This is a genomic window from Aeromonas sp. R2-1 (assembly GCF_040908425.1).
GTDB classification, from domain to species: domain Bacteria; phylum Pseudomonadota; class Gammaproteobacteria; order Enterobacterales; family Aeromonadaceae; genus Aeromonas; species Aeromonas caviae.
In genome coordinates this window covers 35,751-59,462 of sequence record NZ_JBFODR010000040.1, presented here as the reverse complement: position 1 = coordinate 59,462, position 23,712 = coordinate 35,751, and the positions used below count along the sequence as shown (strand labels likewise).

Here is a 23,712-nt window from a genome sequence, read left to right as displayed (position 1 = left end):
GGGGCCGCAACGAAAGAGGGAGGCCTGCGCCTCCCTCTTTCACATCATGGGTGATGCCGCCTACTCGGCTGCGGGTTTGCGATCCGCATGGCCGAGATCCCGCTCCGGGGCGATGACATCCCGCACCCGCTGCTTGATCTCCTTGGCCTCGGGGAAGCCCTCGTCGGCCACCCTGTCCCACACCAGCACCCCGTCCACCAGGATGCGAAACTCCCCCTTGCTGGCGGGCACCAGGGCCACCTCGCCCAGTTCGCCGTCGAAGGTGGAGAGCAGCTCCTGGGCGAGCCAGGCGGCTCGCAGCATCCAGCGGCAGAGGGTGCAGTAACGGATTTCGATGCGCGGTTTCGCAAGGGGCAAATGGGTGTCTGTCATGGGGTGACTCCGTGAAAATCGGTCAACCAGTGGCGAGCGATGCGCTGCATGGTGGCCTGGGGCAGTTCGTGAAGGCCCGGGGTGGATGCCTGATGGGCCAGTTGGTGCACCCCTTCGATGATCTCCGCCAGCACCAGGTAGACATATTCGCCGATGACGGCGCCGTGAACGAAGTTGACCGCCTCCCCCCGGTTGAGCAAAAAGATGGTGCTGCCGTCCGGCCGGGTCAGGGCCAGCACATGGGGACACACCTCCTCGCTCGGCCAGGGCAGCTGGGCGAGGCTGAAGGCGAATTCGTCGTCGGCGGAGGTGACCGAGGCCAGCATGGCGCCGGGGCGCAGGGCCTGCAGATCGGTGATGTCGAGGGAGCCGTTGCCGGTGGAGCAGATCACCAGCTCGGCGCGGCCCAGGGCCTCGGCCTTGTTCACCAGCTTGAAGCCGTGGGAGAGCGCCTCCACCTGGCGCAGGGCATCCGTCTCCACCAGCTCCAGATGCAGGTTGCGACAGCGCAGTTCCCGGGCGATGCTGCGCCCCACCTTGCCATAGCCGAACAGGGCGGCCTGGCAGACATTGAAGGTACGCCTCAGGGTACGTGCGAGGGACTCCGCGGAGTAGACCACGCTCAGGCCGATCTGGATATCTTCCGCCTGCTTGAGGGGGCTGCGGGCCACCGAGATGACGGGGGTCGCCAGGGACTCCTGTTCGTAGCGCTGATGGCCGTTCTCGGTCATCTCCACCACCCCGATGAAGCGGGCGCCAAAGTGCTCGGCCAGTACCGCCTGGCTCTTGGCGAAGTAGCCGCCGATGTCGAGGATGATCAGCCGCTCGTGAGACATCACCAGGGGGGCAATCTGGGCGATCACCTCACCGGGATCCGAGGTCCAGTGGCGATTGAGGGGCAGCACGGGGTAGTGCTGCTGGACCCAGGTCAGGGTCGGCCCGTGCACCGACTTGGGTTTGGGCAGGATGGCACCGACCCGACCCACCCGATCGAGCACCTGGATGAAGTCGGGTCTGTCGGGAAGCAGGTGGGTCACCAGCAGGATGCAGAGATCCCCAAGACATCCCTGTTCGGTGAAATGGCGAAAAAACAGATGCTCAGATCCCTGACTGCGCAACTGTGGCCTCCTTAGCGTGCCGCGGGAAAGCAGGCAAACAGAACCCGGCATAGCCGGGTTCTGTGTGTATCCAGATAATTGAAAACCCTTTTTATCCGAAAGCACCATGGGTCTCAATCTTTATCTGTCCAGACTTTGACAAGCCCATCAATTTCTAAGGTAATAGCCTGTTTTTCATGCAGAAATCAGTAAAGTGACGCCTCTGGCCATACCCACCACAGACTCACTCCGGCACCGACGGCCGCCACCAGGATCAAGACCCCCCAGCGAGAGAGTCCCGGGCGCCCGTGCAGGGCACGTTCCAGCAGCGGCAACAGCCAGACCGGCAGCAGCACCAGCAGGGGCACTTCCACGTACTGCCAGGCGAGCATCTGCACGAAGGCGAGTGAAAGCCCCAGGGCAGCCGGGGTCACCTTGACCCCTGCAAAGGCGCCGAGCAGGGCACGGAATCCGGCAAACGCGGCCAGGGCCCCCGTCAGCTGGGCGATGAGCAGGCTGCCATCGATGCCGATGACCAGCGCCAGCCAGATGAAGGCCAGGGCGAAGCCGAGCCCCTCCTCGCTGTCACCACGCCAGCTCGTCCAGCCAGACCAGAGGATGGCGGGCAGCAGGGCCAGCCAGATCCCGGGCTCGCTCGCCAGCACGGAGGCCAGCCCCTGCCACCACACCAGGGCGCCCAGCCCCCCGAACAGCGCGAGGGCGACCCCCTTGCTGGTACCCTGGGTCAGAGCGGGCACCAGCAGGGTCAGCGGCAGCCACTGCCACGCCTTGACCGGCAGGCCATAGGCACCGCCCAGCAGGCAGCCCACCAGCCAGATCCCCAGGGCGCCCCACAGATAGCCCAGCCGCGGCCAGCGCCACGACAGCAAAGCGGCCCCTAAAGGAGCCGCCAGGGTTTGAAGCAGGAGTGCTGCGCCCATTACTTGCGCACGCCTTCAACGAACAGGTTGATGGTCATCTCGTCAGGGATGTTCGGCACCATGTAGTTCACGCCGAAGTCGCTGCGCTTGATGGTGGTGGTGGCGTTGAAGCCGCTGCGGTAGCCGCCCCAGGGATCCTTGCCTTCGCCGATGTGGACCAGGTCGAAGGCCACGTCCTTGGAGACGCCGTGCAGGGTCAGGGTGCCCTTGAGCACGCCTTTGTCTTTGGTGCCTTCATAGCCGGTGCTGACGAAGGTCATCTTGGGGTACTGCTTCACGTCCAGGAAGTCGGGGCTGCGCAGGTGCTTGTCGCGGGCCTCATGGTTGGAATCCACGCTGGCGGCATCGATTTCGAAGCTCGCCTTGGCCGCCGCCGGGTTGGCGTCGTCCATGCTGAAGGTACCACTGAAGGTGTTGAACCGGCCGACCAGTTCGGAGAAGCCGAGGTGGCCCACCTTGAACTGGACTGTGGTGTGCGCTGCATCGACATCGTAATCGGCAGCCATCAGGGGAGCCGCCATAAACAGGCAAGAGGCCAGCAGGGCCTTGGTCATTTTCATTCCGATCGTTCCTTCATTGGGGGTTCACAACGGTGTCCAAAATGCTAACCTCCTATCGAGAATAGATAATCATCGATTTATTAAAATAATTATCAACCGAGAGTGGAATATGGATCAGATAGCCGCCATGCGCACCTTCATCAAGGTGGTGGAGTGCCAGAGCTTCACCAAGGCCGCCCATCAGCTCGGGATCTCGGTCGCCATGACCTCCAAGCTGATGCAGCAGCTCGAGGAGTCCCTCTCCACCCGGCTGTTGTCGCGCACCACCCGCCAGGTCAATCCCACCGAGGCGGGCCAGTTTTACTACCAGCGCTCCCTGGCCCTGCTGGCGGAGCTGGAAGAGACCCACAGCCAGCTCACCCACAACAACCAGCAGCCCCAGGGCACCCTCAAGCTCTCGGTGCCCATGGATTTCGGCTACCTGCACCTCTCCCCCGCCCTGCCCCTGTTTCGCGAGCGCTACCCGGACTTGAAGCTCGAGATTGAGTACAGCGACCGGCGGGTGGCCCTGGTGGAGGAGGGGTTCGATCTGGCGCTGCGCATCGGCAACCTGCCGGACTCCTCCCTGGTGGCCAAGCCGCTCGCCATGATGAAGATGGTGGTGTGCGCCAGCCCCGACTACCTAGCCCGCCGGGGCAGGCCGAAGACCCCGGAGGATCTCAAGCAGCACGACTGCCTCATCTACACCCTGACCCAGCCGGACTGGGTCTTCAAACGGGATGGGGAGGAGCACAGCATCCGCCCCCAGGGGCCCCTTCGCGCCAACAACGGGGTGGCCCTGACCCGGGCCGCCTGCGACCACCAGGGCATCATCTTGCAGCCCACCTTCATCGTGGGGGATGCGCTGCGCTCGGGGGCGCTGGTCCCCTTGTTGCTGGAGTGGGAGAAGGGGCAGGTGGGGCTCTATGCCCTCTATCCGCACCGCCGTTTCGTGTCGGCCAAGGTGCGCTGCTTCATCGAATTCGTGCAGGAGCGCTATCTGGCGCCCCACTACTGGGACAGGGAAACCTGAGCCCGGGATCAGGGGGTGGGCATCAGCTCGGCCACCAGCAGGTGATCCTGCTGGCTCATCTGCCAGCGTGGCAGGCGCTGGCGCAAGGCGGCGAGTTCGGCCTCCCCCAGCGCATAGGGCAGGGTGACGTGCAGGCAGTGGCAATCCAGCATGGCCGCCAACTGCATCATCAGGGCGAGGTTCGCCTCGTCGCTCTTGTGCTTGTTGATGCGCTTGCCGAGCTCGTGGCGAAAGTGGGTCTCGGGATCCTGGGTCATCGCCTGCCAGCCGTAGCCAAAGAGCGGGATGAAGGCGCTGACGATGCCAAGGGCGGTGAGGGGCCGTTTGGGCGGGTGATAGAGGGCGTTGAGATCCAGCAGGATGGGGCTTTGATGGGGCTCACGACTGCCGGATAAAATAGTATTGCTCATTGGATTACCCTGTTGATTCCTCTAGACTTCGCCGCATATTTGACCTGACATGCCAACGAGGTGCTGATGCTAAGCGATATCGAGATCTCCCGCCAGTCCCCCCGCCTGCCCATCGCCGAGGTGGCAGCACAGCTCGGCATAGCGGCCGCCCATCTCCACCCCCACGGCCATTACAAGGGCAAACTCGACCTCGCGCTGCTCCATCACGCCCCCGCCCGCGAGCCCGGCAAGCTGGTGCTGGTGAGCGCCATCACGCCGACCCCCCTTGGGGAGGGCAAGACGGTCACCACGATCGGCCTCTCCATGGGGCTCAACCACATCGGCCAGTCCAGCATCGCCACCATTCGCCAACCGAGCCTCGGCCCCGTCTTCGGGGTCAAGGGGGGCGCCGCCGGGGGCGGCATGGCCCAGGTGGTGCCGATGGAGGAGATGAACCTCCACCTCACCGGGGATTTTCACGCCCTCACCGCCGCCCACAACCTGGCCTCTGCCGCCCTGGATGCCCGCCTGTTCCATGAACGCAAACTTGGTGACCAGTTCAGCGCCAGAACCGGTCTGGCGCGGCTCGATATCGACCCGGCCAACATCCTCTGGCCCCGCACCCTGGACATGAACGACCGGGCGCTTCGCCACCTCACCCTCGGCCAGGGCGGCGCTGCCGATGGGGTCGAGCGCCCCGATCGCTTCGTCATCACCGCCGCCTCCGAGCTGATGGCCATTCTGGCGCTGGCCAGGGATCTCAAGGACTTGCGCGCGCGTATCGGCCGCATCCAGCTCGCCCTCGACCTGCGCGGCCAGCCCGTGACCGCCGAGCAGCTGGAAGTGGCGGGGGCCATGACGGTGCTGCTCAAAGACGCCCTCAAGCCCACCCTGATGCAGACCACGGAGCAGACCCCTGTGCTGGTCCACGCCGGCCCCTTTGCCAACATCGCCCACGGCAACTCCTCCGTCATCGCCGATCGCATGGCGCTGGGTCTTGCCGACTACGTGGTGACCGAGGCGGGTTTTGGCTCCGACATGGGGCTGGAGAAGTTCTTCAACATCAAGTATCGCCAGTCCGGCCTCGCCCCCGCCTGCGTGGTGCTGGTGGCCACGGTGCGCGGCCTCAAGGCCAACAGCGGCCTGCTCGACATCCGGCCGGGCCAGCCGCTGCCGGCCAGCCTGCAAGGGGAAGATCTGCCCACCCTGACAGCGGGGTGCGCCAACCTCGCCTGGCATATTCACAACGCCCGCCGTTACGGGGTGCCCGTGGTGGTCGCCATCAACCGCTTCCCCACCGACAGCGATGCCGAGCTGGCCCTGCTGGAGGAGGCGGCGCGCCAGGCCGGTGCCTGTGGGGTCGCCCTCTCCCGGGCCTTCACTGACGGTGGCGCGGGCGCGGCGGATCTGGCTCACGCCGTGGTGGCGGCCTGCAAGCAGCCCAGTGAGGTCAGGCTGCTCTACCCCGATGAGATGAGCCTTGCCGCCAAGCTCGCCACCCTGGTGGAGTGCGGCTATGGCGGCCGGGGCATCACCCTCTCGGACAAGGCGCGCCAGCAACTGGCCAGACTCTCGGCAGAGGGCCAGGATCACCTGCCCGTCTGCATGGCCAAGACGCCGCTCTCCCTGAGCCATGACCCCGCCAGGAAGGGCGTGCCGACGGACTTCGAGGTCCCCATTGAGGAGGTGAAACTCTGCGCGGGGGCAGGCTTCGTCTATGCCCTGGCAGGCCCCATCATGACCATGCCGGGCCTGGGCAGCCTGCCGGCCTATCGTCATATCGACATCGACGATGACGGGGAGATTGTCGGCCTGAGCTGACGTACAGGCTGGCAGGCTGCCGTCGGCCGATGACGCGGCGCTAATCGACCCTGACATCAACAGACCCGCCATAAACAACAAGGCCCCGCCGATTGGCGGGGCCTTGTTGTGCGTATCAGAACGCCATCAGTAGTGGAAGCGTCCCAGCTTGCTCATGACCGTCTCGGTCAACCCGTGCATCTGCCGGCTCTGGGCATCCTGCTCCCGGGCCACCCGGGTGGAGGCGCTCGCCAGCTCGTGGATGTTGCTGACGTTCTGGTTAATCTCCTCGCTCACCTTGGATTGCTGCTCGGCGGCGCTCGCAATCTGGGTCGCCATGTCCTGGATACGGTCGGCGGCCTGCACTATGGTCGCCAACTCGCTTACCGCCTGCTCGGCATCACGCAGCGCCAGGCTGCTCAACTGGCGCCCCTCTGTCATGGTGTCGACCGCGGCGCGCGTGGTGTCCCGCAGCCTGTCTATCATCTGTTGGATCTCCTGGGTCGAGGCCCGTGTCTTGGAGGCCAGGGTACGCACCTCGTCGGCCACCACGGCGAAACCGCGACCATGTTCACCGGCCCGTGCCGCCTCGATGGCTGCATTCAGCGCCAGCAGGTTGGTCTGCTCAGAGATGGTCCGGATCACATCCAGGATGCTGCCAATCTGCCCCCCCTGCTGCTGCAAGGCGGTGATCCTGTCCGACACCTCGCTGACCTGGGCACTCAACTGGCGGATGCCGTTGGCAGAGGCGCTCACCACCTGCTGACCCTTGTGCACCGCATGACGGGTCTCATCCACCGCCTGGGCCGTGATCTGGGCGCTGCTGGAGACGGAGTCTGCGGTCGATGACATTTCATGGATGGCCGTGGCCACCAGCTCGACCTGCTCCAGCTGGTGATGGCTGTTCGCCAGCCCCTGCTGGGCCTGCCTGGCCGAGTTCACCGCCGCCTGCTGCAACTCGTGCACGCTGGTGGCGGTGTCGGTCACTATGCCCTGCACGGTCGCGACGAACTGGTTGATCCCCTCTGCCAGCACCCCGGTTTCATCGCGCCGGTGCTGGGTCAGCCGCTGGGTCAGATCCCCTCCGGCGCTGGAGAGACGCGCCACCATGCGAGCCGTCTCCTGCACCGGCCGGGAGATGGACCCTGCCGCGAAAGCGAGCCCGACCAGACCGATACCCGCCACCAGGATGCCCACCATCAACTGGGTCCAGACCCCCTTGCCAAAGGCCTCGGCACGGGCCTGCGCCATCCGCTCGTACTCGGCATAGAGGGCGCTGCCCGGCACCTCGATGGCGATCCCCCAGGCCTGTGTGACCTTGTTGAGGCTGATGGGTGCGAAGACCCTCAAGCCATCGGCGTGCTCGTCGCTGCCCCTCTCGCCACGTTGCAACTGGGCCAGCAAGGATGGATCCTGCAAGCGCTGCCCTACCCCGTCGCCATCGCGGGAGTCGGCGGCGATGATGCCCATGGGGCTGATGATGCGCACCCTGCCCTGCCCGTCGAATACCCGTCGGCTGATGTCAGCGGCCAGCCGTTGCAGGTAGTTGAGGGAGTAGTCGATGCCCACCATGCCGAGGTATTGATCCCCGTTCAGCACAGGCACCACGAAGGAGGTGAGCAGGGTGGGCTGACCGTTGACCTGGTAGACGGAGGGGTCGACGGCGCAGCTTGCCTTGCTCTCCTGCGGGCAGAGATACCACTCGGAGGCCCGGATCCCGGTCGCGCTCGGCGTCTTGCTGTAGAAATCCCCCAGGGGTTTGAGGTCAAAACCGGCCGGGCCGCGGCTCCAGTAGGGGGCGAAGTTGCCCGATGCCTGGCTATGCCGGCCATCACCGGTATGGAGCACATCCTGACCGTCGAAACGATCCGCCTCCCAGCCACTGTAGATGCTGAGGAAATCCGGGTTGCGATCCCCTATGTCCTTGAGCAGGGCCGTGACCTCGTCCCGATCGAGAGGCTCGGACTGATGGACATTGCCCGCCAGCAGCGCCGCCAGGGTTTCGGCCGCATCCAGCGCCAGTTCGAAGGAGCGTGCCACCTCGCTCGCCTGACCATCCGCCAGGGTCAGCAGCCACTGCCTGGCCTGCTGGCGGGCCGCGTCGTGGCTCTCCTGCTGGATCTTCTCCTGCATGCTGGCCAGGGAAACATAGCTGTAACTCACCACGCTGAGGACGGTGGTCAGCAGGATGCAACCCGCAAAGAACATGACTTGATACTTGATGGAACGGAACATGACGGATGGTGGGTCTCTTGAGCCAAAAAAGGGGGGCATCATACGGGCTCGCAAACAGGTCGCAAACGGCCCTGCATGAAATTAATCGCCGATTTGTGAGCGAATTCGAACATCCGGCCTGTCATCCCCCCATCCGGTAGGTGACGGGGCAGGCGGGCCGGTTGAAACGGGCACAGGGAGGGCGATGACAAACAACAAGGCCCCGCCGATTGGCGGGGCCTTCTGCGCTGTGCCGGGTGGCAGCAAGACTCAGAGGGTGAAACGCTGGGTCATATGGTGCAGGGTATTGGCCAGCTTGCTCAGCTCGACACAGGCCTGGGCGGTCTGCTGCGCCCCCTGGGCATTCTCGTCGGCGGCGGTGTGGATCTTGACGATGCTGCGGTTGAGCTCCTCGGTGACCGCGTTCTGCTGCTCGGTGGCGGTGGCGATCAGGGTGTTCATGTCGGTGATCTGGGTGACGGCACCGTTGATGCTGTCGATGCTGCTCCCCGCCTCCCGCGCCAGCTCCACGCTCTCCTGCATCTGCTGACGGCTCAGCTGCATGGCGCTGCCCGCCTCGGCGGTGCGCTCCTGCAACACCTCGATCATCTTGCTGATCTCGGCGGTGGACGCCTGGGTGCGCTGGGCCAGACTGCGCACCTCGTCCGCCACCACCGCAAAGCCACGGCCCTGCTCGCCGGCACGGGCCGCTTCGATGGCCGCATTCAGTGCCAGCAGGTTGGTCTGCTCGGCGATGCCGCGAATCACGTCCAGCACCATGCTGATGCTGGCGCTGTCGGTCTCCAGTTGCTGCACCACGCTCCCGGCCTGCTCTATCTGACGGGAGACCTGCTCTATGCTGCCGATGGCGCTGCGTACCACCTGGTTGCCCTGGGTGGAGGTGCGGGAAGCCTGCTTGGCCGCCCCCATGGCGTCCGTGGTGTTGCGAGCCACCTCATTGACGGTGGACTGCATCTCGTTCATGGCGGTGGCGACCTGGGAGACCTCTCCCTGCTGGCTTGCCATGCCTTTGGCGGACTGCTCGGAGATGGCGCTCACCTCCTCTACCGCGCTGCTGAGCTGGCTCACCGAGCCGGAGATTTCGCTCACCAGCTCTGCCAGTGCCCCCTGCATCCGGTCGATGGCCGACCCCAGCTGACCCAGCTCGTCGCGGTTGAAGCGGTTGCCGCGGACCCACTCCTGCAGCTCGCCCCGGCCGAGATCGCCGCTCGCGATGCGCTGGGCCTGACGGGCCAGCATGATGAGCGGGTCGCGGATCTGGCGGGTCAGCACCACCGAGAGGGCGACAACCAGGGCCAGGCCTATCACCAGGGCCAGGGTCACGCTCAGCTTGGCGTTGTCAAAGGCGTCCACCACCTCGGCACGGGAGCCCACGGAGTAGCCGTGGTTGATGCGGATAAGCTCACCCACCGACTTGGTCAGATTGGTATAGAGGGTGACCCCCTCCCCCATGAAGAGGTGCTGGGCTTCGGCCATCTGTCCCGAGTCCTGCATCTGCCGGATGCGCTGGTGCAGGGCGACATATCGCTCCCAGTCCGCCTTGACGATGTCGAAGGCGCGGCGCTCCTCCCGATCCTCCACCCAGATGGTGCCATCGTGGGCCACTATCTGGCGCGCAGCCTCTTGCAGGCTCTTCTCGCTCTCGTTGCGATAGCGGGCCTTCTGCTGGGCATCGTCCGCCACCAGGAAGACATCCAGTTCGTAGCGGCGCAGGGCATTGATGGTCTCGCCGAGGGTGCTGGTGCGCACGACGGCGGGCAGGATGCTGTCGGTAAAGCCGATGGCGGCGCGGTTCATCTTGCTGAATTCAAACAGCGAGAAGCCGCCGATAAAGGCCATCATCAGGCCGAGTACGGCAAAGCCGGCGGTAAGTTTTTTGCCTATCGTCATGGTGTTCATGGCATGTCCTGCATGGGGAAAACAAGTGGCATTGCTGGGCGCAGGCCTGGCCTGCGCCTTCACTACCCTCCTTGGCAGCACATCTCGTCCCTGTTGGCGCGCACAAGGGCGGGCCCGGGGTGTCGGCGTCAACCAGACCGTCCGACAACACACAGAGCCATAGCGACCGGCACGGTCACAACTTTAGGTATTTTTCAAAAAAAGTGAGGGAAAGGAGCCGGGGCCTGTCGGCGACAGGCCCCGGGAGCACTACCCTTTCAGACCACCGAGGAACTCGGCGCGGGTGTCGGGCTGGGTCTTGAAGACGCCGCCCAGGGAGGTGGTGGTGGTGTAGGAGGTGGAGTCCATCACGCCACGGGCCTTCACGCAGAAGTGGGTCGCCTTGATGCTGATGGCCACGTCCCTGGTGCCAAGCAGGGTCTGCAACGCCAGCAGGATCTGCTGGGTCAGCCGCTCCTGTACCTGGGGACGGCGGGCGAAGAACTGCACGATGCGGTTGATCTTCGACAGGCCAATCACCTTGCCGCGGGGAATGTAGGCCACGTGGGCAAAGCCGTCTATGGTGACGAAGTGGTGCTCGCAGGTGCTGGTGAGGCTGATGTCCCGCACCATGATCATCTCGTCCACCTTCATCTTGTTCTCGATCACCGTCACCTTGGGGAAGGTGGCATAGTCGAGGCCGGAGAAGATCTCGTTCACGTACATCTTGGCAATGCGGTGCGGGGTCTCGGCCAGACTGTCGTCGGCCAGATCCAGTCCCAGCGTCTCCATGATGGCGCGCATATGACCTTCGATTTTTTCCTTTTTCTGCTGGCCGCTCAATTCATTGGCCACCAGAGGTGTCTCAAGGCCCTCGGCCTCGAGCGCCGCCCTGACCAACAGGGCTTCCTGGCTTAAGCTCGTCATCGTGTTTCTCTCCCACGCTCAGGGACTGTGCTGGCCTGCGGCATGGTGCCGCGGCGCAATCTTACAGGGCGATTATTGTCATAATTCTGTCTAACTCAAGCCCGGTGCCCGACTTTATGCCAAACCACCCCGTTTTGTCCGCACCGGCCTGCCCATTCGGGGGCAAGGCGCACGGCCGTGCCGCCTCTTCCCCACCTGCCATCCCGCGCAAGCCTCGCCCTGGTTACCCATCAGGAGGTAATTCAACGGGATAGCGCCCCAGAATCCGATCACACCGGGGCATCTGCCCCCCCATTACCGCACCTTCGGTCTGCCCATCGGAGCGGATTTTTGGGATAATCCGCCCCCTACACACCAGAGAGGTCATGATGATGGGATTCGATACCGGTGCACTCCTCCCCTTGGACAAGGCCCTGCAAGGGATGCTGGAACAACTCACCTGCTGCTGCGAGACGGAGCGGTTGCACCTGCCCCAGGCGCTGGATCGGATCCTGGCCGAGGAGATAAGCTCCCCTCTCTTCGTCCCCCCCTTCGACAACGCCGCCATGGACGGCTATGCCGTGCGCCTGGGGGATCTCGCCGCCGGGGTGCCGCTCCCCGTGGCGGGCAAGGCCTTTGCAGGCCAGCCCTATGAGGGGGAGTGGCCCGCCGGCCACTGCATCCGCATCATGACCGGGGCCCCTGTGCCCCTGGGTGCGGACGCAGTGGTGATGCAGGAAGAAACGCATGCCGGCGACAACGGGATCACTTTCCTGACCGCGCCCACGCCTGGCCAGAACATCCGTCGCCGCGGCGAGGATCTGGCGCAGGGCGCCCGGGTGCTCGAAAGCGGCCTGCGCCTGAGCCCCAGGGAGCTACCGCTGCTCGCCTCCCTTGGCATCGCGAACGTCACGGTGCGCCGTCCCCTCAGGGTCGCCATCTTCAGCACAGGGGACGAGCTCAAGCCCCTGGGCACCCCGCTCCAGCACGGGGACATCTACGACTCCAACCGCTACGGGGTCAAGGCGATGCTGAGCCGCATGGGCTGTGAGTGCCTGGACCTTGGCATCATCCCCGACGATCCGGCGGCCCTGCGCGCCGCCTTCTTGCAGGCCGACCGCGAGGCCGATGCCCTTATCACCACCGGGGGAGTCTCGGTGGGGGAAGCGGACTTCACCAAGCAACTGCTCGAAGAGCTCGGGGAAATTGGCTTCTGGAAGCTCGCCATCAAGCCGGGCAAACCCTTCGCCTTTGGTCGGTTGCCAAACGCCTGGTTCTTCGGTCTGCCGGGCAACCCGGTCTCCGCCATGGTCACCTTCGATCAGCTGGTGCAACCGGCCCTGGCCAGACTCGCCGGTCAGCAGTTTGCACGCCCGCACCCCCTCCAGGCCCTGGCGACAGCGCCGCTCAAGAAGAGCCCGGGGCGCCAGGACTTCCAGCGCGGCATCCTGAGCGTGGGCCCCAATGGCCTCGAGGTACGCAGCACCGGCTCCCAGGACTCCGGGGTGTTCAGCTCCCTGTCCCGGGCCAACTGCTACATCGTGCTCGAGCAGGAGCGCGGCAAGGTGGCCGCCGGTGAGACGGTCACCGTCGAGCCCTTCTCGGGGCTGCTGCTGTGAGCGAGATCCTGAGCGACGCAGAACTCCTTCGCTACAACCGCCAGATCGTGCTCAAATCCTTCGACTTCGAGGGACAGGAGGCGCTCAAGCAATCCCGCGTGCTGGTCATCGGCGCCGGGGGCCTCGGCTGCGCCGCCAGCCAGTATCTGGCGGTGGCCGGGGTCGGCCACCTTACCCTGGTGGATTTCGATCGGGTGGAGCTCTCCAATTTGCAGCGCCAGGTGCTGCACAGCGACGAGCGCATCGGCCAGCTCAAGGTGGAGTCCGCGGCGACGTCCCTGCGCGCCCTCACCCCCTGGCTCGAGGTGGAGACCCACGCCGCCCTCGCCGATGAGGCGCTGCTCGATGCCCTGCTGCCAGGCCATCAGCTGGTGCTCGACTGCACCGACAACGTCGCCATCCGCAACCTCCTCAACCAGCGTGCCCGCCAGCACAAGGTGCCCCTGGTCAGCGGCGCCGCCATCCGGCTGGAAGGGCAGCTCTGCAGCTTCACCTGGCAGGAGGATGAACCCTGCTACGCCTGTCTCAGCGCCCTCTTTGGCGATCAGGCCCTCACCTGTGTCGAGGCGGGGGTACTGGCCCCCGTGGTGGGACTGGTGGGCAGCCTGCAGGCGCTCGAAGCCATCAAGCTGCTGGCGGGCATGGGCAAAAGCTACAGCGGCCGCCTGCTGGTGATCGACGGTTTGGGTGGCAGCTTTCGCGAGCTGAAACTGCCCAAACGCCCCGACTGCCCGGTCTGCTCAAGGCCCTGAGCTGCGCCCACAAAAAAGCCGAACCCCGGGGTTCGGCTTTTTTCATTGGGCTGCGGGTCGTCACAAAAAGCCTAGAAGATCCCCTTCGCCTTGACCTTCTTCATGCTCGCCACCTGGTTCGAGAGATCCTCGATGAGGGGCTCGGCCAGCTCGGACGAGCCAGCCCCCCGGGCGGGCTGGCTGGCCAGGCGCTGGATCAGGCGGTGCTGCTCGCGAATGAGCCGGGACTGCTCCTCCAACTGGCGGGAGAGCAGCTGGATGCTGCCCGCAAGGGGGGCCAGATCCGCCTCTCCCCCCGCCGTCGGCAGCTTGCCCGCGATGGCCTCTGCCAGCAAATCGTGATCGAGCGGGGCCGGCAACCCCTGCTTCGACTCGTCCCAGAGCCCGGTGGGCTGCTGCTCGCCGATGCGGCTTACAATCTCGTCCACCAGGCTGTCCGGAAGTGGCGCCGCCGCCTGCTGACCCAGACGCTGAACGATTTCATCCGCCAGCCCCCGGTTGTCTCCCTGCCCCAGCTGGGGAGCCAGCCTGGCCACGATTTCATCGATCAGGGTATCGGTCGCCACGGGCGCACTCCCTTCCCCCAGATCGAAGCCGCAACTGGCGAAGACATGGCGCAGGGTCGAGAGGTTCACCTGCTCCGGGCCGAAGGCATTGGCCATCCCCTTGCACAGGCTCGGTGCCAGCACGTACAGGAACATGCCGCTGAGGTAGATGTCCTTGTGAAAACGGCTCTTGGAGAAGTCGAACTCCTCCACGTCGTCCTGGATCTTGCGCGCCCGCTGATACCAGCTTTGCAAGATCCCGGCCGCATAGCGATCAGACTCCAGCGCACCCGGATCCATGAAGATGGAGAAGGTCATGCGCTTGAGTTGACTACTCATCGCCGACCTCGGCCATCACGGGCGCCTCACGGTACACCTCTTCCTCTTCCGTGGTGTAGAGGCAGATCTCCCGCGCCAGGGCGGACTGGGCATCGTCCAGCAGCTCCACCCGCTCCCCCAGGGTCGGATAGGCAGCCTTGATGGCATCGACGATCAGGGACGCGCCGCCACCGACCAGATAGATCCGGTTCGGGTTCTTGGCGAACTTCTTCGCCTCGTGGGCCACCTGGGAGCCCAGCTCGTCGATCTTGTTCTGCATCTTCTCGAGGATCTTCGGGATCTGGCTCTCGTCGTTGACCACGTCCCGCACGAAGCTCATGTCGTGGCGGCGCTTGATGAATTCGTTGGCCACCAGATAGCTCGAATCGCTGTCTGCCGCCGCCAGCGCCTTGCGGGTCGCGTCGGTTACCATGGAGACGCCGATCTCGTTGTTGCCATACACATCGGAAACGTCGTCAAACTCGCCGACGATGATCCCCATGTCCAGGGTGGTGCCACCGCAGTCGATCACTAGCGTCTTGGTGAACTCGTTGCAGCCCGAGCCAATCAGGCGGGAGAGCGCCGCCGGCAGGCTTTCCGGCATCACCTCCACGCTGACGATGTTGAACAGCTCACCCTTGTTGAGGCTGATGGCCCGCATCAGGTTGCGGCGCTTCTTCTCGATCTTCTCCTCATTGCGCTGGCAGTCATCCGGGTTGTAGAACTCGGTGATGGGCAGGGTCACGGTGATGGCCACATCGCAGGGGGTCACGCCGGTCTGCAACAGGGCATGGTGCACGGAGAGCAGGTTGAGATCGTCGTACTGGTACTCCACGTGGGTGGTGGCCAGGGACTTGTCGGAGGTGGCGTCGTAGGTGTACTTGGTGTTGCCTATCTCGTAGTTGTAGATCTTCTTGTCCTTGCGCAAGGCGGCACTCTTCCAATCCTTGCGAAAGGAGTTGGGGGAGATGATGGTCTTGAGCACCTTGTTCTCAATCCAGCTCACCTTGACGTTGGTTGAACCATCGTCGATGGCCATTTTCATTACTTCAGACATGAGGAAATACCTGTTCAATAGGGCAAGATGGGTCCGATTGCCTTGCCATCTGCCACTGGCAAGGCGATCGGACCAATACATACACGGGGGATCAAGGTCAAAAGGCGACAAGTCTAATGGGTTTCTAAAATCCGGTGAAGCAAATGATTGAACCCGGCGGGATCTTCCGCCGGCCAGGCGTGGTGACCATCCGGGGTGTGGATGGTGGCATTGGGCAGGGAGGCGAACTGCTCCACCCGCCGCGCCAGGGGCAGATAGTCGTGACTGGTGGAGATGATGGCCACCGGCTGCCAGAGGGTGCCGAGACGAGCCCGCACCGACCAGCCGGGCAGCGCCTCCAGCAGCGCCTTGTAGGTCTTCTTTTTGTTGCGCACGAAGCGCCCCCGGAAGGTGTGGCGCACCTGGGCGAGATCGGGGCCGGGAAAGAGCTCGCGACCGAGCCACCACGCCAGCGGCCGCATGCCGAACCAGCGCAGCCACTTGAGGCGCATGGCATAGCGCTCCTGCTCCTTTGGCGTCTCCAGCAGAAATTCGCTGAAGCCGTTGATCAGCACCAGCCCTTGCACCTTGTGGGGCAGTTGCAGCGCCAGCTCCAGCGCCACCATGGCACCGAGCGACAACCCCACTACCCAGGCAGGCTCGGGCTGCTCGTCGAGCCAGCGGGCCACGTCCGCCGCCAGGGTGGGCACGTCAAAGGGCCCCTCCTGCATGCTCTGGCCGTGGCCGCGCAAGTCCATGGCCACCACCCGGTAGCGCTCGGAAAAACGCTCGATCTGCGCCTGCCAGTCGAGGCTGGAAGAGCCCAGCCCGTGCAGCAAGAGCAGCAAGGGCCCCTCCCCCGCACTGCGCAGGGCCAAGCCATGGGATTTCATTACCTGATTGCGACGCACCCGTCCCCCCTTTCTCGACGCCATGCCGGCCACTCATGGCCAGCCAATCCGTACTCCGGTCCCCTGCCTACCCCTCTCCCACCAGGCTCACCGCCTTGATGTAGGCGTAGAGGCGCATGGCCGGCGTCAGGGCGAGCCGCTGCGCGGAGCGGCTGGTGATCCGGGCCAGCAGTATCTGCTGCCCCAGCGCCAACTGCAACAGGGTCTGCCCGGGTCGCACCTCCCGCACCTCCAGCAGCCGGGTCTCGAGGCAGTTGGAGAGGCTGGAGTGCACGATGGGCTCAGTGGCGATCACCAGATCCCGCGCCGCCACCTTGATCTGCAAGGGGCCTGCTTCATCGGGGGCATGCTCCATGGTCACCATCAGGGTCTGCTCCCCGAGTCGCAGGGTCGCCATCTGCTCGTGCTCGTCGTAGTGGGACAGGGTCGCCGAGAGCATGACCCCGACGTCGTCGCGACTGGCCAGCGACAGGTCGGTGCGGGCGAAGATCTCCTCGGGGGTGCCCTGGGCCTCCACCCGTCCCTCTGCCAGCAGCACCAGTCCATCGCAGAGCAGGCTCACCTCCTCCATGGCGTGGCTGACGAAGATCATGGGGATGCCGCTCTCCTGCTGCAAGCCCTTGAGCACGTGGGCCTGATGGATGCGGCTGCGCCTGTCCAGCGCCGAGAAGGGTTCATCCAGCAGCAGCAAGTCGGGCTCGGCCAGCAAGGCCCTGGCCAGTGCCACCCGCTGACGCTGACCGCCGGAGAGGCCGTGGGCCGGTTGCCCCAGCAGCTCGGCAAAACCGAGGCGCGCAGCCAGATCCTCTGGCTGCCAGCGCCCCCTCCCCTTGCGAGCCGCCAGTTGCAGGTTGCCGAGCACGCTCAGGTGGGGGAAGAGACGGGCATCCTGAAACACCAGCCCGATGCGCCGCGCCTCGGGGGGCAGGGCTGCAAGCTCGCGCCCCTGCCAGCGCAGGGCATCGCCCGGGGCCTTGTCGAGCCCGGCGATGATGCGCAGCAGGGTGCTCTTGCCACAGCCCGAAGGACCGAACAGACCGAGGATGCGGCTGGGGGGCAGTGCCAGATCGCACGCCAGGGTGAAGGGGCCGAAATCACGTCTGGCCTTGAGGTAGAGGTTCATCCGAACAGCCTCCGTTGCCGACGTTGCAGCACGCCGTAGACCAGCACCAGCATCACCAGGGAGAAGCCCATCAGGCCGCCTGCCAGAATATGGGCATTCTGGTAATCCATCGCCTCCACGTGATCAAACAGGGCGATGGAGAGCACCTGGGTCTCCCCGGGAATGTTGCCGCCGATCATCAGCACCACCCCGAACTCCCCCAGGGTGTGGGCAAAGCCCAGCGCCGCCGCCATCACGAAGCTGGGCAGCGTCATGGGCAGGGTGATGCGAAAGAAGCGCTCAAACGGGCCCATCCCCAGGGTGGCAGCAGCCTCCAGCTCCTTGTTGCCCATGTTGACGAAGGCGGAGGTGAGGGGCTGTACCACGAAGGGGAGCGAATAGATGACGGAGGCGATGAGCAGGCCGAGAAAGCTGAAGGCGAGCGGGGCCCCGAAGGTCTCCCGCCACCAGCCACCGAGGCCGTACTCCGGGGAGAAGGCCAGCAGCAGATAGAAACCGAGCACGGTGGGCGGCAGCACCAGCGGCAGGGCCACCATGGCCTCCACCAGGGGGCGCAGCCGGTGCTGGCTGCGAGACAGCCACCAGGCGAGCGGCGGCGACAGCAGCAGCAGGATGGCAGTGGTGCTGGCCGCCAGTTTCAGGGTCAGCCAGACCGCCAGCAGATCCCCTTCACTCATAGGGTCCCCTCTCGGGTGTCGATAAAAAACAGGGCGCCGTCATGACGGGCGCCGCCTTGGGGCACATCAGGCACCGGATCTGGCCAGCACGGGGCTGGCCGGCCCCCGGCAGACGCCGGGCGCTTACTGCGGCAGGGCGTAACCCGCCGCCTTGATCTGCGCCTGTCCCGGCCCCTTGAGCCAGGCGACCAGGGCATCCACCGCCGCCCCTTTCCTCAGCACCAGGGCCTGCTGCTCGATGGGGGGATAGAAGCTGGCCGGCACAGCCCAGGCTTCGCCGGTCTTGCCCGCCTCCACCAGGTTGGCCCAGGCGACGAAGCCCAGCTTCGCATTGCCGGTCTCGACGAACTGCCAGGTCTGGCTGATGTTGGTGCCGGTCAGCACCCGATACTGCTTGGGATCGATCTTGAGGTGAGCCAGGGTCGCCATGGCGGCGGCGCCATAGGGCGCTGTCTTGGGGTTGGCGATGGCCAGCTCCCCCTGCCAGTGGCGCAAGGTGGCCTCGTCGGGAGCAGGCCCCCCCTTCTGCCAGAGGCCGAGCTGACCGATGGCATAGGTGAAGCGTTCGCTCCCCTTGCCTTCCGACTCCAGCTTTTGAGGGGTCGCCACGTCGGCCGAGAGGAAGAGATCGAAGGGTGCACCGTGGGTGATCTGGGTATAGAGCACGCCGGTGGCCGCCGAACTGATGACGACGCTGTGGCCGGTCTTGGCGGTGAACTCCTTGCCGATGCGCTCTATGGTGCCCTTGAAGTTGGCCGCCACCGCCACCTTGACCTCGTCAGCCAGCACAGCACCGCTGTACATGGCGCTGGCGCCCAGCACCAACAGGGATACCCATCTCTTCATTCCTTTGCTCCTTATGTTCCGGCACGGCCGGATCGATTGACACGAGCTCGAGGCTCACTCCCCTTGTTGCCAGCGGGCCAGGGCGGCATCATCGCTCGCCCTGGCCTCGACCCAGCGTTGCACCCCGTCGGCGGTCAGCTCTTTTTTCCAGAACGGCGCCCGGGTCTTCAAGAAATCCATGATGAAGTGGCAGGCCTCGAAAGCCGCCTCGCGGTGGGCGCTGCTCACCACCACCAGCACGATCTGGTCCCCGAGCAGCAGCTCGCCGATGCGGTGAATGAGGGTGCACTCCTGCAGGGGCCAGCGCCCGCGGGCCTCGGCCACGATGTCCGCCAGCGCCTTCTCGGTCATGCCGGGGTAGTGTTCGAGGGCCAGCCCTTTTACATGCTCCCCCTGATTGAAGTCGCGCACCTTGCCGACAAAGCTGACAATCGCGCCTGTGTCCTGCCGGGCAGCAAGGCGGGCATATTCGTCGGCCAGCGAGAAGTCATCCCGCTGCACCAGAATGCGATCGGTCATGGTTGCCTCGCTCATCATCAGCCTCCGGTCACCGGCGGGAAAAAGGCGACCTCATCCCCGTCATGGAGGGGGGTATCCAGCGGCACCAGGGTCTGGTTGACCGCCACCAGGAGCTTGCCGGATTCGAGCGCCAGCGCCCACTTGTCACCTCGCTCGCTCAAGGCGGCGCGAAGGGCATCGGCACTGGCGTAGTCGCAAGGCAGGCTGAGCTCGTCGCAGCCGACCAGCTCACGCACCTGCGCAAAAAACAGAACCTTGATCATGCCTGCTCTCCTTTGGTCGCACCCAGCTGGAAATGACCGGACTTGCCGCCCTTTTTCTCCACCAGACGCACCTGCTCGATCACCATGTCCTTTTGCACCGCCTTGCACATGTCGTAGATGGTCAGGGCCGCCACCGAGGCGGCGGTGAGCGCTTCCATCTCCACCCCGGTCTTGCCCGAGAGCTTGCACAGGGTGCGGATATGGACCCGATTGTGCGCCGTCTGGGGGGCTATATCTACCTCCACCCGGGTCAGGGCCAGGGGATGGCACAGGGGAATGAGGTCGGCGGTCTTCTTGGCCGCCATGATGCCGGCGATGCGGGCGGTGGCGAACACGTCCCCCTTGTGGTGCTGACCGCTCAGGATCAACGCCAGGGTCTCGGGGGCCATGGTCACGAAAGCCTCGGCGCGGGCCTCGCGTTCGGTCACCTGCTTGTCGGTGACATCCACCATGTGGGCCTCGCCGCTCTGGTTGAGATGGGTCAGGTTCATCTATGCCCCTATCGAAAAATAAGATGGATGATCCGGGTTTACTCCCGAGATCACAGATGGGTCACGAAGTTGCACGGCCGAGTACGGGCGTCGAGCTGATCCCGGATAAGCTGTTCCCAGCCCAGACGGCAGGCGCCGGTGGAGCCGGGCAGGCAGCAGATCAGGGTGCGATTGGCGAGCCCTGCCAGGGCACGGCTCTGCATGGCGGAGCCTTTTATCTCGGCAAACGAGAGCTGGCGGAACATCTCGCCAAAACCCTGCACCGTGCGCTCGAACAGCACGCCGACCGCCTCGGGCACCCGGTTCTGCTCGTTGAAGCCGGTGCCGCCATTGATGAGCACCACCTGGACTCCCTCGTCGGCAATCCAGTCGCTCACCTGGGCGCGGATGCGAAACAGGTTGTCGGGGCAGAGCGCCCGATCGGCCAGCACGTGGCCGGTCTGGGTCAGGGCCTCGACCAGATAGTCCCCCGAGCTGTCATCGGCAGCGGTACGACTGTCGGAAACCGTCAGGACGGCGATCTTGAGAGGGATGAATTCGCTGTGTTTGGGTGCCATTGGGGCCATTCCTGTCAATCATTGACCACGAGAGGATGAGGTGAACGCGCCGCACCGTGGTGCCAGCCATGAAAGGAGCCGGTGGGCGCCGCGTTGCCGGGAAGGGATTCTATCAAAAGATGTCTGGCTGGGGGGCGTCATTGCCCATTAATCTCGAAGGCCGCCGGATCCCGGGGATCCGGCGGCCTTCCCATCAGAAGCCTGGCACCCCTTTCATGTCAGGCAGTTGGTGCGCAATCCCCTTGTGGCAGTCGATGCAGGTGTTGGCCCCGCTTGCCAGGTTGGTGGAGTGCATCTGGGCGGCTCGACGCCCTTGCAGGGAGAAGTCCATGTACTCGAAGTTGTGGCAGTTGCGGCACTCGCGCGAATCCGTCTCCTTCATCCGCTGCCACTCCCGCTCGGCCATCTCCCGCCGGTGAGATTCAAACTTCTCGCGGGTATCCACCTTGCCGGTGATCATGCCCCACAGCTCCTTGGAGGCCTGCACCTTGCGGATGATCTTGTAGGTCCATTCGTGGGGTACGTGGCAATCCGGGCAGCTGGCCCGCACGCCGGAGCGGTTGGCGTAGTGGATGGTGTCGCGGTACTCCACGAATACGTTGTCCTTCATCTCGTGGCAACCGGTGCAGAAGGCCTCGGTGTTGGACGCCTCCATGGCGGTGTTGAACCCGCCCCAGAAGATGACGCCACCGAAGAAGCCCATCAGCAGGATGACCCAGAGGGCCGCCTTCGACGGTGACTTGAAGGTGGTCCACAGACGCTTCACAAAGCCGGGTAATTTCATCTATGGGTTCCTCAGTTCAGCGCTTCAACCGGTTTGAAGGTATTGTTCACCAGCGGCTTGGCATCCGCTTGCGGCACGTGGCACTGCAGACAGAAGTAGCGACGCGGCGAGACTTCGCCCAGGGTCATGCCGTCGCGGGTCTCGAAGTGGGTGGGGCTTATCTTGGGGGCCTTCATGGCACTGGCGTTCTTGAAGCTGTGACAGGCCAGGCACTTGTTGACCTTGTTGTCCACTTCATAGTTGCGGGTGTCGTGGGGGATCAGCGGGGGCTGGTGCATGTACTGGCGATCGTAGAGGTCGCCATCCTTGCGAAAGTTCTTCATGGGGGCCGCGTCGGCATCCGTCACCAGATCCGTGCTTCCCCGCTCCGACTTGATGCCCCCCGTGCTGTTGGTGATCTCGGGGACGGCCGCCATCAAGGAACCCGCCATCAGGCAGGCCAGCATTGCTCCAATCAGCTTCTTCATTATGTGTTCTCCGACGTTTTCTCTGCCTTGACGGCAAAACCTACAGTGATTTCAAAAACTTGCTCCGCGCAGACATCGATGCAACGGCCGCAGTTGGTACACTCCTGAGCCGCAATCAAGGGCCCGTGACCACGCCTGGCACCATGAACGGGGCCGCGCAGGATGGGACGCTCCGGGCAGACCGCATAACAATCCATGCAGTTGCTGCACCGCTCGCGCCCCGAGGCTGCAATCTTGATGAACCCGACCCGGTTGACCAAGGCATAGAAGGCCCCCACCGGACAGAGGTGGCCGCACCAGCCCCGCTCCACCACAAAAAGGTCGAACAGGAACAGCGTCGCCAGCAGGCCCCAGCCCGCCCCCATGCCACACAACAGGCCGCGCAGGGTGAGCGACACCGGATTGACCAGCTCCCACACCAGCACGCCTGTGATGGCCGGTGCCACCAGCACCATGGCCAGCAGCCAGTAGCGGGTAGCGCGGTTGAACTGACCATTGCCCTTGAGCCCGAGCCGCCCCCTGAGCCAGGCGGCGGCATCGGTGACCAGGTTGACCGGACAGACCCAGGAGCAGAACACCCGCCCCCCGGCCAGCCAGTAACCCACGAGCACCAGCCCGGCCCCGAGCCACAGGGTGGGGATGGGCCACTGGCCCGCCGCCACCGACTGCAACAGGGTCAGGGGATCCGTGAGGGGCACCGTCTCCAGCAGCAGGGAGCTCGAGAGGTTGCCCTTGAGGATCCAGATGCCCGCGAGCGGCCCCAGCAGGAACAGCCCCAGCACCCCGAACTGGCAAAGCCGGCGCAGCAGCAGGAAGCGATGGGCACGCCACCACCCCAGCCTGGCCGTGGCCTCGGCCCCTGGATACCGACTCATAGACCCTCCGGTTTGCGGGTCGGCAGGGTCAGTCGCTCACCGATGAGGGACTTGCCCGCCTTCTCCTTCTCTTCCCAGCCGAGCCGGTAGTGGTGACCCAGCTCCCCCTTGGCAAGCCCGCGAGGTACCACCTTGATGGCCGCCTCCTCCAGCACGCAGGCGTGCTCGCACTTGCCGCAGCCGGTGCAGAGATCGCTGTGCACCGTGGGCAGGAACATGGCGTGCTTGCCGGTGCGCGGGTTGTGTTGCAGCTCAAGGGTAATGGCCTTGTCGATGAGGGGGCAGACCCGGTAGCAAACGTCGCAGCGCAGCCCCAGGTAGTTGAGGCAGGTCTCGTGATCGATGAGCACCGCCACCCCCATCCGCGCCTGATCGATGTCGGTCATGGCCCGATCCAGCGCCCCGCTCGGGCAGGCCGCCACGCAGGGGATGTCGTCACACATCTCACACGGGACGGCGCGCGCCTTGAAGTAGGGGGTGCCGGTGGTCACGGGTTCAAACAGCCGGGCGAGCTTGAGAGTGTCGTAGGGGCAGGCCAGGGCGCAGAGTCCGCAGCGCACGCAGGCGCCGAGAAACTCGGCCTCGTCGAGGGCAGCCGGCGGGCGCAGCGCCTGGGCAGGCAAAGCCTGCACCTGCTGGCGCGCCACGCCGCCAAGCCCCACGCCAAGCAGGCCCACACCGCAGGCCCCCTTGGCCATGTCGGCCAGAAACTGGCGCCGACTACGACTCATCTCGCGCT

26 protein-coding genes are annotated in these 23,712 nt (G+C 64.9%); 4 read left to right on the top strand and 22 right to left on the bottom strand.

Features of this window, described 5'->3' with window-relative positions; genetic code table 11:
- Positions 1-60: 60 nt before the first annotated feature.
- The 4 genes from AB5Y80_RS15140 to AB5Y80_RS15125 form a co-directional block, all read right to left on the bottom strand.
- A complete protein-coding gene (locus AB5Y80_RS15140) occupies positions 61-372 on the bottom strand; it encodes a SelT/SelW/SelH family protein (RefSeq protein ID WP_010674179.1) in 312 nt (103 codons plus the stop codon).
- The gene (locus tag AB5Y80_RS15135; RefSeq protein ID WP_368173144.1) at positions 369-1,490 is read right to left on the bottom strand and encodes an adenosylhomocysteinase; all 1,122 of its coding nucleotides are present in this window, start codon (positions 1,488-1,490) and stop codon (positions 369-371) included. Before AB5Y80_RS15135 ends, AB5Y80_RS15140 begins: the two co-directional genes overlap by 4 nt.
- Before the next feature lie 185 nt (positions 1,491-1,675).
- On the bottom strand, positions 1,676-2,410 hold the full coding sequence (locus AB5Y80_RS15130; RefSeq protein ID WP_319899461.1) for a hypothetical protein: 735 nt from the start codon (positions 2,408-2,410) through the stop codon (positions 1,676-1,678).
- A complete protein-coding gene (locus tag AB5Y80_RS15125) occupies positions 2,410-2,970 on the bottom strand; it encodes a YceI family protein (protein WP_039038857.1) in 561 nt (186 codons plus the stop codon). Before AB5Y80_RS15125 ends, AB5Y80_RS15130 begins: the two co-directional genes overlap by 1 nt.
- A gap of 109 nt (positions 2,971-3,079) precedes the next feature.
- On the opposite strand from AB5Y80_RS15125, the gene AB5Y80_RS15120 reads away from it, so the two are divergent.
- Positions 3,080-3,982, top strand: coding sequence for a LysR family transcriptional regulator (locus AB5Y80_RS15120; protein WP_039038856.1), 903 nt, complete (start codon positions 3,080-3,082; stop codon positions 3,980-3,982).
- Between the two features lie 8 nt (positions 3,983-3,990).
- On the opposite strand, the gene AB5Y80_RS15115 is transcribed toward AB5Y80_RS15120, so the two are convergent.
- A complete protein-coding gene (locus AB5Y80_RS15115; protein ID WP_010674174.1) occupies positions 3,991-4,392 on the bottom strand; it encodes a hypothetical protein in 402 nt (133 codons plus the stop codon).
- Between the two features lie 66 nt (positions 4,393-4,458).
- On the opposite strand from AB5Y80_RS15115, the gene AB5Y80_RS15110 reads away from it, so the two are divergent.
- Positions 4,459-6,192: a formate--tetrahydrofolate ligase gene (locus AB5Y80_RS15110; protein WP_368173143.1), complete on the top strand. Its 1,734-nt coding sequence runs from the start codon at positions 4,459-4,461 to the stop codon at positions 6,190-6,192.
- A gap of 126 nt (positions 6,193-6,318) precedes the next feature.
- Here the strand turns inward: AB5Y80_RS15110 and AB5Y80_RS15105 are convergent, their stop codons facing one another.
- From AB5Y80_RS15105 to folE, 3 genes are all read right to left on the bottom strand, one after another.
- Positions 6,319-8,406 carry a methyl-accepting chemotaxis protein gene (locus AB5Y80_RS15105; protein ID WP_368173142.1) on the bottom strand — a complete coding sequence of 696 codons (2,088 nt, stop codon included), beginning with the start codon at positions 8,404-8,406 and terminating at the stop codon, positions 6,319-6,321.
- Between the two features lie 249 nt (positions 8,407-8,655).
- Entirely contained in the window at positions 8,656-10,305 is a 1,650-nt protein-coding gene (locus AB5Y80_RS15100) for a methyl-accepting chemotaxis protein (RefSeq protein WP_368173141.1), read from the bottom strand.
- A gap of 249 nt (positions 10,306-10,554) precedes the next feature.
- Positions 10,555-11,211, bottom strand: a complete 657-nt coding sequence (gene folE, locus AB5Y80_RS15095) for a GTP cyclohydrolase I FolE (protein ID WP_010674171.1) — start codon at positions 11,209-11,211, stop codon at positions 10,555-10,557.
- Positions 11,212-11,582: 371 nt separating this feature from the next.
- Between folE and moeA the strand changes: the two genes are divergently transcribed.
- Both moeA and moeB read left to right on the top strand, forming a co-directional pair.
- Positions 11,583-12,809 (top strand): molybdopterin molybdotransferase MoeA, encoded by a 1,227-nt coding sequence (moeA, locus tag AB5Y80_RS15090; RefSeq protein ID WP_368173148.1) that lies wholly within the window; start codon positions 11,583-11,585, stop codon positions 12,807-12,809.
- Positions 12,806-13,561: a molybdopterin-synthase adenylyltransferase MoeB gene (gene moeB, locus AB5Y80_RS15085; RefSeq protein ID WP_167824939.1), complete on the top strand. Its 756-nt coding sequence runs from the start codon at positions 12,806-12,808 to the stop codon at positions 13,559-13,561. Before moeA ends, moeB begins: the two co-directional genes overlap by 4 nt.
- A gap of 71 nt (positions 13,562-13,632) precedes the next feature.
- Here the strand turns inward: moeB and AB5Y80_RS15080 are convergent, their stop codons facing one another.
- The 14 genes from AB5Y80_RS15080 to napG form a co-directional block, all read right to left on the bottom strand.
- Positions 13,633-14,445, bottom strand: a complete 813-nt coding sequence (locus AB5Y80_RS15080) for a hypothetical protein (protein ID WP_368173140.1) — start codon at positions 14,443-14,445, stop codon at positions 13,633-13,635.
- Positions 14,438-15,481, bottom strand: a complete 1,044-nt coding sequence (gene parM, locus AB5Y80_RS15075) for a plasmid segregation protein ParM domain-containing protein (protein WP_223302530.1) — start codon at positions 15,479-15,481, stop codon at positions 14,438-14,440. Before parM ends, AB5Y80_RS15080 begins: the two co-directional genes overlap by 8 nt.
- A 113-nt stretch (positions 15,482-15,594) precedes the next feature.
- Positions 15,595-16,371, bottom strand: coding sequence for an alpha/beta hydrolase (locus AB5Y80_RS15070; protein ID WP_324058621.1), 777 nt, complete (start codon positions 16,369-16,371; stop codon positions 15,595-15,597).
- Positions 16,372-16,438: 67 nt separating this feature from the next.
- Entirely contained in the window at positions 16,439-17,494 is a 1,056-nt protein-coding gene (gene modC, locus AB5Y80_RS15065) for a molybdenum ABC transporter ATP-binding protein (RefSeq protein WP_210600196.1), read from the bottom strand.
- On the bottom strand, positions 17,491-18,171 hold the full coding sequence (modB, locus tag AB5Y80_RS15060) for a molybdate ABC transporter permease subunit (protein WP_368173139.1): 681 nt from the start codon (positions 18,169-18,171) through the stop codon (positions 17,491-17,493). Before modB ends, modC begins: the two co-directional genes overlap by 4 nt.
- A gap of 123 nt (positions 18,172-18,294) precedes the next feature.
- Complete coding sequence (gene modA / locus AB5Y80_RS15055) at positions 18,295-19,017, bottom strand: molybdate ABC transporter substrate-binding protein (protein ID WP_368173138.1); 723 nt, start codon at positions 19,015-19,017, stop codon at positions 18,295-18,297.
- 54 nt (positions 19,018-19,071) lie between these two features.
- Positions 19,072-19,551 (bottom strand): molybdopterin synthase catalytic subunit MoaE, encoded by a 480-nt coding sequence (gene moaE, locus AB5Y80_RS15050; protein ID WP_368173137.1) that lies wholly within the window; start codon positions 19,549-19,551, stop codon positions 19,072-19,074.
- Positions 19,552-19,553: 2 nt separating this feature from the next.
- On the bottom strand, positions 19,554-19,799 hold the full coding sequence (gene moaD, locus AB5Y80_RS15045) for a molybdopterin synthase sulfur carrier subunit (protein WP_010674162.1): 246 nt from the start codon (positions 19,797-19,799) through the stop codon (positions 19,554-19,556).
- Positions 19,796-20,290 carry a cyclic pyranopterin monophosphate synthase MoaC gene (gene moaC, locus AB5Y80_RS15040; protein WP_368173136.1) on the bottom strand — a complete coding sequence of 165 codons (495 nt, stop codon included), beginning with the start codon at positions 20,288-20,290 and terminating at the stop codon, positions 19,796-19,798. The genes moaD and moaC overlap by 4 nt, the downstream gene beginning before the upstream one ends.
- 50 nt (positions 20,291-20,340) lie before the next feature.
- Positions 20,341-20,847, bottom strand: a complete 507-nt coding sequence (gene moaB, locus AB5Y80_RS15035) for a molybdenum cofactor biosynthesis protein B (RefSeq protein WP_039038846.1) — start codon at positions 20,845-20,847, stop codon at positions 20,341-20,343.
- A gap of 193 nt (positions 20,848-21,040) precedes the next feature.
- The gene (locus AB5Y80_RS15030) at positions 21,041-21,631 is read right to left on the bottom strand and encodes a cytochrome c3 family protein (RefSeq protein WP_010674159.1); all 591 of its coding nucleotides are present in this window, start codon (positions 21,629-21,631) and stop codon (positions 21,041-21,043) included.
- A gap of 11 nt (positions 21,632-21,642) precedes the next feature.
- Positions 21,643-22,098, bottom strand: a complete 456-nt coding sequence (locus AB5Y80_RS15025; RefSeq protein WP_029314277.1) for a nitrate reductase cytochrome c-type subunit — start codon at positions 22,096-22,098, stop codon at positions 21,643-21,645.
- The gene (napH, locus tag AB5Y80_RS15020; RefSeq protein WP_368173135.1) at positions 22,098-22,973 is read right to left on the bottom strand and encodes a quinol dehydrogenase ferredoxin subunit NapH; all 876 of its coding nucleotides are present in this window, start codon (positions 22,971-22,973) and stop codon (positions 22,098-22,100) included. The genes AB5Y80_RS15025 and napH overlap by 1 nt, the downstream gene beginning before the upstream one ends.
- On the bottom strand, positions 22,970-23,704 hold the full coding sequence (gene napG / locus AB5Y80_RS15015; protein ID WP_103259832.1) for a ferredoxin-type protein NapG: 735 nt from the start codon (positions 23,702-23,704) through the stop codon (positions 22,970-22,972). Before napG ends, napH begins: the two co-directional genes overlap by 4 nt.
- Positions 23,705-23,712 lie beyond the last annotated feature (8 nt).

Excerpts from the sequence above, each read along its gene's own strand:
- AB5Y80_RS15140 (WP_010674179.1), bottom strand. The coding sequence starts at position 372 with ATGACAGACACCCATTTGCCCCTTGCGAAACCGCGCATCGAAATCCGT.
- AB5Y80_RS15130 (WP_319899461.1), bottom strand. The coding sequence starts at position 2,410 with ATGGGCGCAGCACTCCTGCTTCAAACCCTGGCGGCTCCTTTAGGGGCC.
- AB5Y80_RS15125 (WP_039038857.1), bottom strand. The coding sequence starts at position 2,970 with ATGAAAATGACCAAGGCCCTGCTGGCCTCTTGCCTGTTTATGGCGGCT.
- AB5Y80_RS15120 (WP_039038856.1), top strand. The coding sequence starts at position 3,080 with ATGGATCAGATAGCCGCCATGCGCACCTTCATCAAGGTGGTGGAGTGC.
- AB5Y80_RS15115 (WP_010674174.1), bottom strand. The coding sequence starts at position 4,392 with ATGAGCAATACTATTTTATCCGGCAGTCGTGAGCCCCATCAAAGCCCC.
- AB5Y80_RS15110 (WP_368173143.1), top strand. The coding sequence starts at position 4,459 with ATGCTAAGCGATATCGAGATCTCCCGCCAGTCCCCCCGCCTGCCCATC.
- AB5Y80_RS15105 (WP_368173142.1), bottom strand. The coding sequence starts at position 8,406 with ATGTTCCGTTCCATCAAGTATCAAGTCATGTTCTTTGCGGGTTGCATC.
- AB5Y80_RS15100 (WP_368173141.1), bottom strand. The coding sequence starts at position 10,305 with ATGAACACCATGACGATAGGCAAAAAACTTACCGCCGGCTTTGCCGTA.
- folE (WP_010674171.1), bottom strand. The coding sequence starts at position 11,211 with ATGACGAGCTTAAGCCAGGAAGCCCTGTTGGTCAGGGCGGCGCTCGAG.
- moeA (WP_368173148.1), top strand. The coding sequence starts at position 11,583 with ATGGGATTCGATACCGGTGCACTCCTCCCCTTGGACAAGGCCCTGCAA.
- AB5Y80_RS15080 (WP_368173140.1), bottom strand. The coding sequence starts at position 14,445 with ATGAGTAGTCAACTCAAGCGCATGACCTTCTCCATCTTCATGGATCCG.
- parM (WP_223302530.1), bottom strand. The coding sequence starts at position 15,481 with ATGTCTGAAGTAATGAAAATGGCCATCGACGATGGTTCAACCAACGTC.
- modC (WP_210600196.1), bottom strand. The coding sequence starts at position 17,494 with ATGAACCTCTACCTCAAGGCCAGACGTGATTTCGGCCCCTTCACCCTG.
- modB (WP_368173139.1), bottom strand. The coding sequence starts at position 18,171 with ATGAGTGAAGGGGATCTGCTGGCGGTCTGGCTGACCCTGAAACTGGCG.
- modA (WP_368173138.1), bottom strand. The coding sequence starts at position 19,017 with ATGAAGAGATGGGTATCCCTGTTGGTGCTGGGCGCCAGCGCCATGTAC.
- moaE (WP_368173137.1), bottom strand. The coding sequence starts at position 19,551 with ATGAGCGAGGCAACCATGACCGATCGCATTCTGGTGCAGCGGGATGAC.
- moaD (WP_010674162.1), bottom strand. The coding sequence starts at position 19,799 with ATGATCAAGGTTCTGTTTTTTGCGCAGGTGCGTGAGCTGGTCGGCTGC.
- moaC (WP_368173136.1), bottom strand. The coding sequence starts at position 20,290 with ATGAACCTGACCCATCTCAACCAGAGCGGCGAGGCCCACATGGTGGAT.
- moaB (WP_039038846.1), bottom strand. The coding sequence starts at position 20,847 with ATGGCACCCAAACACAGCGAATTCATCCCTCTCAAGATCGCCGTCCTG.
- AB5Y80_RS15030 (WP_010674159.1), bottom strand. The coding sequence starts at position 21,631 with ATGAAATTACCCGGCTTTGTGAAGCGTCTGTGGACCACCTTCAAGTCA.
- AB5Y80_RS15025 (WP_029314277.1), bottom strand. The coding sequence starts at position 22,098 with ATGAAGAAGCTGATTGGAGCAATGCTGGCCTGCCTGATGGCGGGTTCC.
- napH (WP_368173135.1), bottom strand. The coding sequence starts at position 22,973 with ATGAGTCGGTATCCAGGGGCCGAGGCCACGGCCAGGCTGGGGTGGTGG.
- napG (WP_103259832.1), bottom strand. The coding sequence starts at position 23,704 with ATGAGTCGTAGTCGGCGCCAGTTTCTGGCCGACATGGCCAAGGGGGCC.